Annotated in this window: 1 pseudogene; it reads left to right on the top strand. The window is 69.9% G+C overall.

Going from position 1 to position 302, the window contains the following annotated elements:
- Nucleotides 1-85 precede the first annotated feature (85 nt).
- Nucleotides 86-302 (top strand): annotated as a pseudogene (locus AC3IFE_RS01545) (hypothetical protein); the annotation flags it as partial.

The following is a 302-nucleotide window of genomic DNA, read 5'->3' on the forward strand; positions in this document are numbered from 1 at the left end:
GAAACACGCCGAGCCATCGCAGCAGCAGGCGCTCGGCCTCCCCGAGCAACCGGTAGCTCCAGTCGTACATCGCCTGCAGCGTCTGATGGCGCGGCAACGCGGTGCGGAAACCGCCGGTCAGCAGCCGAAAGTGATCGTCGAGATGGGCGGCGCGCAGCAATCGGTGTCGCAGGCGCTCGGCCAGGCGTTCGCGAGCGGCGGCGCCACGCACGGCCCGATCGACAAGCAGGCGTTCAGCAGCGGCCTCGCCTCGCTCGGGCAGGGGCTCACGCAGTATTCGCAACTGCAGTCGGGGCTCGGCA

The sequence above is a fragment of the Burkholderia sp. APQ4-4ca genome (assembly GCF_057837105.1).